13 protein-coding genes and 2 pseudogenes are annotated in these 12,422 nt (G+C 28.6%); 4 read left to right on the top strand and 11 right to left on the bottom strand.

What is annotated here, in order from left to right; all coding sequences use genetic code 11:
• Window positions 1–130 precede the first annotated feature (130 nt).
• From EBB51_RS13805 to EBB51_RS03545, 10 genes and pseudogenes are all read right to left on the bottom strand, one after another.
• On the bottom strand, window positions 131–943 hold the full coding sequence (locus EBB51_RS13805) for an HNH endonuclease (RefSeq protein ID WP_123053196.1): 813 nt from the start codon (window positions 941–943) through the stop codon (window positions 131–133).
• 196 nt (window positions 944–1,139) lie between these two features.
• The gene (locus EBB51_RS03585; protein ID WP_123053195.1) at window positions 1,140–1,622 is read right to left on the bottom strand and encodes a hypothetical protein; all 483 of its coding nucleotides are present in this window, start codon (window positions 1,620–1,622) and stop codon (window positions 1,140–1,142) included.
• Between the two features lie 17 nt (window positions 1,623–1,639).
• Window positions 1,640–2,359 (bottom strand): hypothetical protein, encoded by a 720-nt coding sequence (locus tag EBB51_RS03580; RefSeq protein WP_123053194.1) that lies wholly within the window; start codon window positions 2,357–2,359, stop codon window positions 1,640–1,642.
• Window positions 2,360–2,535: 176 nt separating this feature from the next.
• On the bottom strand, window positions 2,536–2,946 hold the full coding sequence (locus tag EBB51_RS03575) for a hypothetical protein (RefSeq protein ID WP_123053193.1): 411 nt from the start codon (window positions 2,944–2,946) through the stop codon (window positions 2,536–2,538).
• A 129-nt stretch (window positions 2,947–3,075) separates the two neighbouring features.
• Window positions 3,076–4,200 carry a radical SAM protein gene (locus EBB51_RS03570; RefSeq protein WP_123053192.1) on the bottom strand — a complete coding sequence of 375 codons (1,125 nt, stop codon included), beginning with the start codon at window positions 4,198–4,200 and terminating at the stop codon, window positions 3,076–3,078.
• 119 nt (window positions 4,201–4,319) lie between these two features.
• Window positions 4,320–5,015 carry an HIRAN domain-containing protein gene (locus tag EBB51_RS03565; protein ID WP_123053191.1) on the bottom strand — a complete coding sequence of 232 codons (696 nt, stop codon included), beginning with the start codon at window positions 5,013–5,015 and terminating at the stop codon, window positions 4,320–4,322.
• A gap of 87 nt (window positions 5,016–5,102) precedes the next feature.
• The gene (locus EBB51_RS03560; RefSeq protein ID WP_243103905.1) at window positions 5,103–5,885 is read right to left on the bottom strand and encodes a HipA domain-containing protein; all 783 of its coding nucleotides are present in this window, start codon (window positions 5,883–5,885) and stop codon (window positions 5,103–5,105) included.
• A 245-nt stretch (window positions 5,886–6,130) separates the two neighbouring features.
• Window positions 6,131–6,619: pseudogene (locus EBB51_RS03555) on the bottom strand (transposase); the annotation flags it as partial.
• Window positions 6,620–7,088: 469 nt separating this feature from the next.
• A complete protein-coding gene (arsM, locus tag EBB51_RS03550) occupies window positions 7,089–7,880 on the bottom strand; it encodes an arsenite methyltransferase (protein ID WP_190285321.1) in 792 nt (263 codons plus the stop codon).
• A gap of 143 nt (window positions 7,881–8,023) precedes the next feature.
• A complete protein-coding gene (locus EBB51_RS03545; protein WP_123053189.1) occupies window positions 8,024–8,347 on the bottom strand; it encodes a metalloregulator ArsR/SmtB family transcription factor in 324 nt (107 codons plus the stop codon).
• A gap of 517 nt (window positions 8,348–8,864) precedes the next feature.
• Between EBB51_RS03545 and EBB51_RS03540 the strand changes: the two genes are divergently transcribed.
• A complete protein-coding gene (locus EBB51_RS03540; protein ID WP_123053188.1) occupies window positions 8,865–9,314 on the top strand; it encodes a YsnF/AvaK domain-containing protein in 450 nt (149 codons plus the stop codon).
• 73 nt (window positions 9,315–9,387) lie between these two features.
• Entirely contained in the window at window positions 9,388–9,810 is a 423-nt protein-coding gene (locus tag EBB51_RS03535) for a YsnF/AvaK domain-containing protein (protein WP_123053187.1), read from the top strand.
• A gap of 524 nt (window positions 9,811–10,334) precedes the next feature.
• On the opposite strand, the gene EBB51_RS03530 is transcribed toward EBB51_RS03535, so the two are convergent.
• The gene (locus EBB51_RS03530) at window positions 10,335–10,676 is read right to left on the bottom strand and encodes a hypothetical protein (RefSeq protein WP_123053186.1); all 342 of its coding nucleotides are present in this window, start codon (window positions 10,674–10,676) and stop codon (window positions 10,335–10,337) included.
• 258 nt (window positions 10,677–10,934) lie between these two features.
• On the opposite strand from EBB51_RS03530, the pseudogene EBB51_RS13540 reads away from it, so the two are divergent.
• Both EBB51_RS13540 and EBB51_RS03525 read left to right on the top strand, forming a co-directional pair.
• Window positions 10,935–11,435 (top strand): annotated as a pseudogene (locus EBB51_RS13540) (restriction endonuclease subunit S); the annotation flags it as partial.
• A 33-nt stretch (window positions 11,436–11,468) separates the two neighbouring features.
• On the top strand, window positions 11,469–12,395 hold the full coding sequence (locus EBB51_RS03525) for a site-specific integrase (RefSeq protein ID WP_150131714.1): 927 nt from the start codon (window positions 11,469–11,471) through the stop codon (window positions 12,393–12,395).
• Window positions 12,396–12,422 lie beyond the last annotated feature (27 nt).

Raw genomic sequence — 12,422 nt, 5'->3', positions numbered from 1 at the left:
TACTTTATCACATATGGTTATTTTTTTAAATCCCTGACTTTAATATATGTTCCTTATAACTAAATCTACTCTTATTTCATTTTGCAAATCTGGGAAACAAATAAATTCCCAAACTACCGGAAACTCACTCTCATTTGTTATTTTTGTTCAAATTGCACTTTTTAATCATTTTCTTGACTTCTTTAGGTGTATAAGCAGGTTGTCTACTATGAATTACTAAATGACAATTTGGACAAACTGGAATTAAATCATTTATTGCATCTATTTCATATTCCTCTCCAATTTCATGTAGTGGTTTTAAATGGTGTACATTAATTCGTCCTTCTACTTCTTTTCCATAAAAGATTTCAAAATCAAATCCACAAATCTGACAAATGACTCTTCCATTATTAAGTTTTTTGTAATATTCAATACATTCCCTCTTTGCTTTTGGATTTCTTTCATAAGCATTTACTATAATTCTATATTTAGAACCTTCCTTAAGTTTTTGTGATTGCTTTCTAGTAATTTCTTCTGGTATATTTATTACTTGTTTTATATCTTCACTATTAAGCAGAATTTTATTTTCTTGTATAAGTTCATCTATAGCTATTTTCAATTCTGGACGCAAAATCCATATAAAATGCCCAGTACTTTTTTCTATAGCCCCTAAAAACATTACATGCCAATAATTAAATTTTGTGCTATCCTCTTTTTGTCTTGGCGGTTCAATTTTTAAGTAATGTGCAATTCTTTTTCCTAAAGCTCCAACTGCAAAATTATATGAATTAGGTTTTCTCCCTTCATCATTCGCAATTTCTGTTGCTGTTGCCATATAATTAGGCTTTTTATAAATTTTTAAAATTAAATCTTTATTAAAATCTTTTATTATATTTTTATTTAAAAAAAGTTCTTTCCATTGTTCTTTAGTTATATTTATTTTATCATTCCATTCAATTCTCAAACACCCATCCCCAGTTTATTTAATATAATAAATTTATTGCTTTAGCATCAACATAAAAATCTTCTAAAGCTGGCAGAAAGAATATTTTACTAAAGTCTATAAAATAACTATCTCTTATTTTCATTGATGTTAGTTCAAAACAACTAATATGTACATTATTAGATATAAGACAAGTTACAGTTGTCAACATTTGATTTTATACAATACATTTTATTCTATCTCTTTTAACTGTAAACTTTTCCTTATTCATTGTACCACATACCCTTAACTCTTTTCGTGACTCAGCATAAACAGTAAAGGTTTGTTTATTAATTGAATCAATATCAATTCCATCTAATATTTCCTTTTTATTTAACAAACATAATTCCATTGGTTTTGTCTTACAATTCTTTTGAGCACACACTAATGCCAGCCATAAATTACTTGATGAAAATTTTTTTAGTTCATTTAAATGTTCATTTATAAAACTAAAAGTCCATCTAACGTGCTTATTAGTAACTTTTGGAGATAAACAATATTTTATATAAAATATATAATCATTTTTATCACTTGAGATTTTATAGGCTGACCAAGATTGATTCTTATCTGTTTCTATAAGGGTTAAAGTCATAGGAATATCTTTTCTCAAAAGCTTTGTTAAAACCGCACCATGATAATATTCAAATTCTTTAATTGACATTAAAACCACTCCAATTATCATAAATTTTCTTTATTTATATTTGTATAATCAGCTCTAAAATAAAGTTTAAAATCATTTATCTTAATATCATATTCTCTAAGCATTTTGACTATAATATTTCTTATTGAATTACTACTCATATTAGTCTCTACGTATATTTTGCCTAAAATCATTTCCGGCTTTCTAATTCCTTTAACATTAACTGAAAAATATTTATTTTTCTTACCATTCATATTGGGTTTATTTTCAAATTGTAAGAATTTTTTTTCATCTTTACGAATAAGTAATTCACATGTTTTTAAAAATACTTCTTGCCAAGTTTTAACCTCAACAAGTTCTGCTCCATCAATTCTAAATCCAAATGGTCTTATATGCGTAAAATTTTCGTATAATGTATGCTCTACTTTATTATCAACAATGTATTCTTCATAATTAGGTAAAGATTTAATATTATCATTTTCGGAATCATCTTCTTTAATAGTTTCATTTTCTTCTATTCTTGTAAAATTAATTATTTCATCAACTTTATTTTCATAAAAGTTAATTGACTTACCAAGAGTAATATATTTCTCAGCAGCTGAAAAATCTCTATTTAAATAAGATTGTCCCATTTTATCATTTATTCTATTTATAATGTCATCAATTGTATCCATTAAAAGTCCTAAACTTTCAGAAATATCTATTGATTTATCTGGAAAATCATCTTTTATAATATTTAAAATTTCTTTGAGCTCCATATAATACACCCCACTCACAATTATTACATAATTACATTGTTCTTCATAAATGTTACTAATTCCTTTAAATTTCCAATTGTTTATACAAAAAACATCAAAAATTAATCTGATGCTTTTTTACATTTATATAAAAAAAACCCTCAAATGCATCATCAACACTCAAGAGCTTTAAATTACTAATATTTTGTTTTAATATCATAAATTCTTTTTACAACACCAGACATAGCTGTGCAAAGAATAAGAAGAACAATAATATTTACTCTGATTTCAATTAAATTTAACAGTATCTGTGCTTCCACACCTATAATAATAATCTGACTTAAAATATTGAAAAAATCAAGTTTCTTGATATCAATAGCATTTTTATCTATAAAACATCGAATAAAATCCTCTAAGTACATTAATAAAAATACAGCAATTACAGGAAACAATAAAATAAAATACTTATTCATATACGAACTAACCTGATTACCATTCCACTGAACAGGTATATTGCCATTGTATGTAATAAAAATAACTATTGCTAAAGCAAGTATTATAATTAGAAGTATAATATATTTTTTGATTCGATCAATTCTACTACGCATAATATCATCCTTTCTATCAAAAAACTTTTACTATCACATCATCCTCCATGAAAATATGGACTAACTAATTAATTGAGCACATTTCATACTCCTAAATAATTGAATTTACTTACTATTTACAAAGACTCTCTAAAAAATCAATTCTCCTGGTTTATAGCCGTCAGGTAATTCTTCTTCACTTAAAAATTTGAAATTATCATCACGCAGTATTGGTAAAAATGCTTCATATGGAATCCTAGAGAACTCACAGGCATAACTACTTGCTCCAAACCACTTACCCTCTTTGCTGCTCAAATTCAAATCTCTAGCAAACTTTGTATGATTTGAGCAATCATGAACTGCTAAATCCCAGTTTTCTTCATCAGCTATTTTCATGAATTTCAAGGTTAGTTCTCTGCTCCAAATTGGAGAAATATATCCGAGCCTTGCAATATACATGTTTTCTCCATAATAATTGTCTATATTATTCTCATTTAAATGTAATTCTGCACAATTAATAAAATCGAGTTTTGTATCTAAAATCGCCTGCTTTTTCTTAAAAAAGCTTTTGAAAAACTCAGGAGTCATTGGAGTTTCAATACCTACACTTTTAATATACTTTTTCGCTATTCCAATATTTTCGATAACATTATCTGAACAATTAGAAGCACCAAGGTTGAAACGTATCTCGTCAAGACCTGCTTCACCTAATGCTTTCAATGTCTCTTCTGTAGCTAAAATGCCATTTGTATATAGATGTTGATGAATCTTTGCATCCCTAAATTTCTTTATAATCGAATAGTATTTTTCAATTTCCATAAATGGCTCTAAATAAACGTATGAAATGCCAGTAGGTTTATTGTGTATTGAAAGAAGTAAATCAATATCCTTCTCATAAAACTTTGTGCCACCAATTTCCCACATACCTTCGCCAATTGGAGGAACATTATCTAAGTCTCCATAATTGTAACAGAACTTACACTCTATGTTACATTTATTCGTTTTTCTAATTGCATTCAAACCAGTTCCGAACAAACAAGAACGACATCCTTTTGAGAACTTGCTTTCATTTCCCACGAAAAAGGTTCTATTGTCCAAAGTTTTTAAACCTCTAATTTCTGACATTAACATATCATTTCTATGATCGATTGCTTCCTCAATTTGTGCAAAGACAGCGTAAATGATTTCCTGTTGTTTTGTCATAAGTTCTTCATCTTCTGGTAACATGGAGAAAAACTCAAACCATTGCAGCGCATCTTTCTTTGAAATTTTCATAATGTATCCTCCTCTAATTAATCTTTTAAAAAATTTAATCCATATGTTTCCACACACGAAAGCCCTCGAATGTGTGTACATACACCCAAGGGCTCCAAATCTTTGTATACTTACATATTCTATTTTTTCATTTCTAATTGTATTTTTACGCATTCATTGCAATTATTATCTTTTTGAATTTCATAAATATTACAATTATATGTGTATCCCTTATTAAGCAAATTAATAATACTTTCAGAATAAAATCTTGGTATATAACCAATGTGAATGCTATTCTCATTTAAAACTTTTATTGCATTTCTATCAAATTTATTTTCTGGTTCTAAAACTAATTGTAATACATCTCCAACTTCTAAGTTTTCTGCTTTAGCACAATCTATTCCTTCACATCCAATATAATGTCTAGGTCCAGCTAAATAAAAAATTCTCTTAATAATCTCTTCATTCTCATCTAATATAGGATCTATAAATTCTAAGTTATCAATTGGCAACTTAGCTCCACTTCTTTTTAATAGTTTATATGCATCATAATCATCTAAACCATATTTAGAAAGAATTTTTTCAATTCCTTTTCTTTTGCTATCTGGTAATCTGCTTGAGAAAGCTGGAAATAGAATGTCACTTTTATAAACTTTATTAATTTCTTCAAAAGAAATTAACAGTTTAAATCCTTGTTTTATTGCTTCTTCAACCTCAAATCCATAATTAAACTCAAATTGTCCATTCTTTGATAATTGTCCAACAATATATTGTCTTCTTGTTTTAATATCTTTCCATACTAAATAAATATAATCTCTACCACATTTAATAGACATACTATTCCTCCTCTCTCAAAAATACCTGACTCATTAAATTAGTCTTTTCTAATAAAAATTTTTCTATTAATATTTTTCTTTTTTTACTTAATAATTGGAAATAATTCTTTCTAAATTATATTCTGTTATATTCTTATTTATAACCTTTATCAAATCAATAACACAATCATAATAATGTAATTTTATATATTTAAGTATTTCAAGATGCGTTGGTTCTTTCTTTATTTTTTTATTGATTCTAACTCTAGATCTAGACTTAGTATTAACCAAAGAATTAAATTTCATCTTGTCATTCCCTAAATAAGAATCTATATTATCTTCTTGTAAATAACAACATAATGAAGATCCATTATCATACATTGGACACATCCTAAAATTATCATTATATCTAATAACTGCCCAATTATTTTGATGCCTATCCGTATTTCCAATTAAAAAATCAAAAATAGCTATTTTAAGGAATTCATCCTTTAAATTATATTCATCAAGTGAGTTCAATATCATATCTATTGAATAATACTCTTCATTTACATTATCATACATAGAAGCAGGATCATAATTTGGATATTGCTTATTAATTAAATAAATCCCCTCTATTAATATCTCAGATTTATTATTAATAAGATAACTCATAGATCCTATTCTTGAATCATACCTACCTATTTCTATTCTAGCACATTCCAATCCTATTAATTCAGCCAATTCTGAAGCTAATTTTTCTGAAATATGCTCAGTAGTCTTATCAGTTTTAGTAAATTTAAACAATCCTATTTCTTTAGTATCTGGATTTATTAACCACACCTTATCGCTTCTACCACTACCTTCAGAAGCTCCTTCATATACTTGCCAATGGCTGTATTCTACTAACATATTTAATCCCTTCAGTAATATTTTGCCATTTTAACTTGTTACAATAATCAATATACTCTTTGTATCATTGTCACTTATTTACCAAATTCTCTAATATAATAGCATAATTATATCATTTGCATATATGTTTTACAATACCAGCATTCCCCTATCATCATATAACACTACTACCCTCCTTTATGTCTGATACTTAGCCACTTGCTAAACTCCAAACCCAGAAAGAAATACTATAGACCAGCTAGTAATTTACCCTTCATATTCTCATTATAGAAATTTAGTAGAACTCTATTTATAGGTTCATCGTTTCTAATTCTTACGTATAGACGCTAACGCGACAGCATATAAGGTAACGGCCTGTTCTAGTGCCTCGTTTAGGCATGATTTTGTCACTACTAAACTCAACAGATTGGCTAACAGAAGGACCTAAACCAAAATAAGCAACTAAGTGTTTAGGTTTAACAAAACCTTTAATATTGCCGATTTCACTCATTATTGTGATGACAGTTAATTCTCCAACACCTGGTATTGAATAAAGTAATTGTACATTTTTCTTATACACCAGTAGATTCCATGAAAATTCCTGTTTTCATGTTAAACTCTTCTTCCACTTTTTTTATTTGATCTACTAGGTAATCAAAACCATTTCTATTATGCATAATCTTAAAAAGCTTTCTATAAATTTCACCGTCAGGTGCTAATATAGCAACTACTGAGAAGTCTGCTGATACATCAATATTTGCTAATTTGGTTTCACGTTAAGTGAAAATAGAAAGCTAAGTTAGATTAGAAACACACCCTATCGGGTAAAGATTTTACGAATAATAAAAAAGAAGTGAGTTGTAATGTTTATTAGAAATATAATATCCTAATTCTAATACTATCTAAGAAGATCCAAAGTAATAGAATTAATCTTTGGGTTTTGAGTTGACATATTTAATTGTTGGCAATTTAAAATCATTGGCTTGTCCTCAACTTTATTATGAATTAATGCAAAATATAGAGCTCTGATTATAAAATCAGAGCTTTTGTTCATTTCTATCAACTTTAAAAGTTTTGGCTCATATTTAATGTCTCCGCCACAAAGACACCTAAAAATAGCACTATGTTATAAATAACATAATGTTATATATATTTATAACATATCATAATATTATAATATAAAGTGAATATCTCAATTTTATCTTACTAAACAGTAAAAAACTTTTATGGTTTTATTGCTTTTATTGATGCAGACATAATGTATTCTCCAACTTTTAAATTATGTCCCCATTTTTCAGCATATTCCTTTGAGACTTCATGAGTTTCAATTTTAATATTACTAAAGCCAGCTTTTTCTAAATATAATTTTAATTCTTCAACTGAAGATGCACCAGTAACTCATCCACAATAAAGTTTCTCATCTTGCTTCATTTCCTTCGTCAATTCTCTAACAAGAACTATATCAGAAATAGCAATTCTTCCACCTTTTTTTAATACACGATAAGCTTCATTATATACTCTTTGTTTATTTGGAGATAAATTTATAACACAATTTGAAATAATTACATCCGCAGTATTATCTGCTGCAGGAATATTTTCAATTTCACCTAATCTAAAATCTACATTTCTATATCTATATTTTTTAGACATAACCCTTGATTTATTAATCATCTCTGGAGTCATGTCAATTCCAATAACATATCCCTTAGTCCCAACTTTCTTTGAAGCTAAAAAGCAGTCAAATCCTGCACCACTTCCAAGGTCTATAACAGTTTCTCCTTCCTTAATATTAGCTATTAATTGAGGATTTCCACAGCCTAATCCCATATTAGCTTCCTCTGGAGCAGTTGATATCTCTTCATCAGAATATCCAATTTTACGAGATATATCTACAGCAGGTTTTTTAAGCTTAATACTTCCACCACAGCAGCCATCCTTTTTTGCATTCCCAATAGCTATCTTTCCATAACTATTACGAACAGCATTTCTAACATCTACCTTTTTAAAATCACTCATCTTTTTTCCTCCTTAATTTAATTATCCAATGCTGAACTTTTCACGACTAAAGTTGCAAGGTTCTTAGGTGCTATCCAAACTTCTTTTGTAAAGCTGCATTATCTTAATGTAATATAATTTAATTCTCTTAACTAAGTTTTTTATTATTTACATTTACATTTTGTTTTACCTTTACAGATACATTCATCTGTATCCGTTATAATATTCATTAAAAATAAAATTAATTTATTACAATTAGTAATATTTAATGAATAATATGACCATAAACCTTCTTTTCTAGATTGTACAAGACCGCAATCCATTAGGACTTTCATATGATGGGAAAGTGTTGGCTGTGTAAAATCAAAGTGCTCCAATATGTCACAAGCACACTTTTCTCCACAAGACAATATATCAATTATTTTTAATCTACTACCATCTGATAATGCTTTAATAATTTTTGCATTATCATCATAATTTAAGCTCATTAATGCTCCTCCTATATAGATGTTTGTCTATATATAATAGTATAGATAGTATCCTATGTAATGTCAATACATTTTATACTTATCAATGATAAATATATTCTTACATAAACGCTTATCTATATATAAGTATATTATGCAAATAATATATTAAATGTGAACATGAAAGTATTAACCTTGCAAATATATAGTAATCTATATTATAAAATTTTTTAAAAACATCCTCTTAAATTTATAGAGTAAGAATAGCGGAAAAACACTATTTATTATCCTTCGTAAAACCTTCAATAGTTTAGTTTAATTAATCTAACTACAGCTTACACATGAGGGGTATGTTTCATAAAATTATTTAATTGTAATTTCTTGTATTAAAATAAATTTTTAAATTGTTGTTAACACTGGAAAACATTTTTAATTACTGTCAAACCTTTTCTTTAGCATATTTCCAATATTCAATCAGGATAATACATTTCACAAAGGGCAATATATAAATGGTTATTATTTAAGGAGGTGTTTATATATGAGTATATTAAATGGAATTTGGGGAAACAATGATGATAATAAAAGGGATACTGATAAGGATGAAGCAAAACTTCGTCTCCGTAAGGAAGAACTTGACATTACTAAAAATAAAGTTCAAAAAGGTGAGGTAGAACTTGGTAAAGAAATCATAGAAGAGAAAAAAAGTGTAGATGTCCCTGTAACACGTGAAGAAGTCGTAATTGAAAGAAGAAACCTAGACAATGAATCCTCTGATTCTCCTATAACTGATGAGGAAAGCATTAAAATTCCCGTCAGTGAAGAAAAGGTTGATGTAAATAAGCACACAGTAGTATCAGGAGAAGTTTCAGCTCATAAACGTGCTATAGAAAATACAGAGCATATAGATGAAACTCTTAAACGAGAAGAAGCTAAAGTAAATAAAATTGGCGATCCTAATGTAGTTGACAGTACAAGTAACCAGAGCTAGTTAAATTTGAGACACCTCACAAATTATACACAATTCGTGAGGTGTCTTTCTAAACAATTGGAGGACAAAATTTATGGTAAAGACAAATAATAATATCAATAATGCAACTCTTCAAATTAAAAAAGAACAGCTTGATATAGCAAAAAAGTGGATACAAACGGGAAATGTAAAAACTCATAAAGAAACTTTCACAGAAGAAAAAAATTTTACTATACCTATTGTACATGAAGAACTTATAATTGAGAAAAAGACCTTTGCCTCAGCTGATGCACAACATAAAAATAGTTCTACTGAATTTATACGTATCCCTTTGAGCGAGGAACAGGTGGAATTTGTAAAACATAAAGTCATCTTAGAAGATGTATCCATATATAAACAACAAGTTAAAGATATACAGCATATTAAAGAAACCTTAAAAAAGGAAGAAGCTAAGGTTAAAGTCTCTAGATCCCCAAGTGTGGTGGACAATAAAAAATATAAAAGAGAACGTACCTAGATTTGTAAAATAGGTCCTATAAAATAGACAGTTATAAAAAACGTACAAAGCACCATTTTTAACTGATTCTGTTTTACAGAATCTTTTTTTGTTGTAAATTATTTTAAATGAACCGATTACTATAGGAAAAAATTATTTTACAGATGAACAATTAGAAGTTTTATTGAAAAATCCATACGTAAAGAGTGCCAGCTTGAAGGTTATAACATACACTGAAGAATTTAGGGCATACTTTGTCTCAGAATATGAGACTAGCAAAATACCAACTGAAATACTAAAGTTCAAGATGATTCAGTAAATGGTGCAGCGGGATAATAATCTCTTGAATATAAGCTGGTTGTGTAAATGTGCTGGTATTTCTAGGTATGGTTATTATAAAACGAAGGAAATCTTAATTCATTCTGATCAAGGATGCCACTTGATAAAGGCACCGGTAAACGTATCTGTTGGAGATACAATACCAATGCCTCTGTGTCATATCGCCTTTATGACATAAGGATATTAAAAAACTTTCTCTCCTTATATTAAAAACAATAGTATTTACTGTTTTGGAAATAATCAGTTCCAATATTTCGATTTCTTAAAAATGTTGCTAAGGCTCCTATAAATTCAGGTACATTGTATAATCCACATACATAGTTGTTTCTGTATAGTAAATTTTTAAACATAAAACCATTAAAACAGTAATCTATGTGATTATTATTATAACCTAAACACCATCTCAAATAAGGAATATGTTCTTTCCCACTGTTATCTAAAGATATAAGTCTTTCCTTATAGTATAAATCTAAGCGTCCCTCATTTGGTTGAAATATTACTTTAAGACTTAATGCCTTTTTTATAAATGTCCTTGATATTGGGATCACTTTACTTCACTATTCCTCTTTTACTTACTCCCCTTAGTGTGGTGAACGCTAGACGCAGAGTCTTAGCCTTAGTATAAGATACCTGTTAAGAGTAATGCTAAGGTAAAAATACTAACCACTAAATTCCAACATATGGTTATACTAATAAAATAGGTATACTTTTTCAATTACTGATTTGTGCTCACACTTAATTATTTCGAAAAGAATTAAGTAAGCAAGATCTCATCCAAATGATCAACTTATGCTTGGGAACAGTGTAAGTTAGGAGAGATTTCAGATAAAGTAACTGAAAAGAATACAGAAAATTTTTATGATGAAACTCTTACTAATTCAGCAGAGTTTGGTATTGTCACCCAAAGAGATTTTTTTGACAAAGATATTTCCAATGCAAAGAACTTAAATGGATATTATGTAGTTCAAAATGATGATTTTGTTTATAATCCACGAATTTCAAACTTTGCCCCCGTCGGACCAATAAAAAGGAACAAATTAGCAAGAACAGGCGTAATGTCGCCACTTTACTATGTATTCCGAACACACGATATTGATAAAACCTACTTAGAACATTATTTCGATACGACTTGCTGGCATAGTTTCATGAAACTAAATGGAGATTCGGGCGCACGTTCCGATCGGTTTGTAATTAAGGATTCTGTGTTTATAGAAATGCCAATTCCATTTCCAAACTTGGAAGAACAGAAAAAGATCGGGAGGTTTTTTGATACAATAACAACCCTTATCACCCTTCATCAGCGTGAGCAATTTTCGATAACTCAAAAGGAGGAATTATTAATGTTAGAAAAAATAAAGAAAACTGATTTATTTTGCCAATATTATGCACAGTGGATTACAGTATACAAAGATGGTGCTATAAGAAAAGTGACTATGGATAAATATCTTATGACAGAAAAGTGGCTTAAAAAACTTATTCCGAACCTTATGATTTGCGATTTGAATCGTATAACCTACCAACAATTACTTAATGACTATGCTGCATATCATGAGCGTCAAACAACAATGGATTTTCATCATCAATTAAAAGCTGCAATTTTAGATGCAGTGGATGAAGGTCTAATTGATAGGGATCCTACGAGAAAAGCAATAATCAAAGGAAAAGCTCCAAGAAATAAAAAAACAAAGTACCTGAATCAGTTCGAGTTACATACTCTATTAAGTAATCTTGATTTAAAGTCTGAAGTAAGTTGGGATTGGTTTATACTATTAGTTGCAAAAACTGGGATGCGATTTTCGGAAGCATTAGCACTTACACCTAAAGATTTTGATTTTTCACATCAGATACTTTCAATCAGTAAAACATGGGATTATAAAGGAAGTGGGGGATTTCTTCCAACAAAAAATCAATCCTCTGTACGAAAAGTACAAATAGACTGGCAAACAGTAATTCAGTTTTCTGAATTACTAAAAGGATTACCAGAAGATAAACCTATATTTGCAGAAAACAAAGTATATAATTCAACTGTTAATGACATATTAACAAGACACTGTAAGAATGCAAAAGTCCCAGTAATTTCAATTCACGGATTACGCCACACGCATGCCTCTCTTTTGTTATTTGCTGGTGTGTCAATTGCAAGTGTCGCAAGAAGGTTAGGGCATGCTAGTATGACAACAACCCAAAAAACCTATTTGCATATTATTCAGGAACTTGAAAATAAAGATATAGATTTGGTTATGCGTTCATTATCAGAATTAATTTAACTAGAAACCATTATCGAAAATTGCATC

Source organism: Clostridium sp. JN-1, from assembly GCF_003718715.1.
GTDB lineage: Bacteria > Bacillota > Clostridia > Clostridiales > Clostridiaceae > Clostridium_AV.
This window is presented reverse-complemented; position numbering and strand designations above follow the sequence as displayed.

Bases quoted from the DNA above. Each gene is read 5' to 3' on its own strand.
- EBB51_RS03525 (WP_150131714.1), top strand. From the start codon at position 11,469: ATGTTAGAAAAAATAAAGAAAACTGATTTATTTTGCCAATATTATGCA.
- EBB51_RS03560 (WP_243103905.1), bottom strand. From the start codon at position 5,885: ATGTTAGTAGAATACAGCCATTGGCAAGTATATGAAGGAGCTTCTGAA.
- EBB51_RS03540 (WP_123053188.1), top strand. From the start codon at position 8,865: ATGAGTATATTAAATGGAATTTGGGGAAACAATGATGATAATAAAAGG.
- EBB51_RS03545 (WP_123053189.1), bottom strand. From the start codon at position 8,347: ATGAGCTTAAATTATGATGATAATGCAAAAATTATTAAAGCATTATCA.
- EBB51_RS03585 (WP_123053195.1), bottom strand. From the start codon at position 1,622: ATGTCAATTAAAGAATTTGAATATTATCATGGTGCGGTTTTAACAAAG.
- EBB51_RS03535 (WP_123053187.1), top strand. From the start codon at position 9,388: ATGGTAAAGACAAATAATAATATCAATAATGCAACTCTTCAAATTAAA.
- EBB51_RS03575 (WP_123053193.1), bottom strand. From the start codon at position 2,946: ATGCGTAGTAGAATTGATCGAATCAAAAAATATATTATACTTCTAATT.
- EBB51_RS03580 (WP_123053194.1), bottom strand. From the start codon at position 2,359: ATGGAGCTCAAAGAAATTTTAAATATTATAAAAGATGATTTTCCAGAT.
- EBB51_RS03565 (WP_123053191.1), bottom strand. From the start codon at position 5,015: ATGTCTATTAAATGTGGTAGAGATTATATTTATTTAGTATGGAAAGAT.
- EBB51_RS03570 (WP_123053192.1), bottom strand. From the start codon at position 4,200: ATGAAAATTTCAAAGAAAGATGCGCTGCAATGGTTTGAGTTTTTCTCC.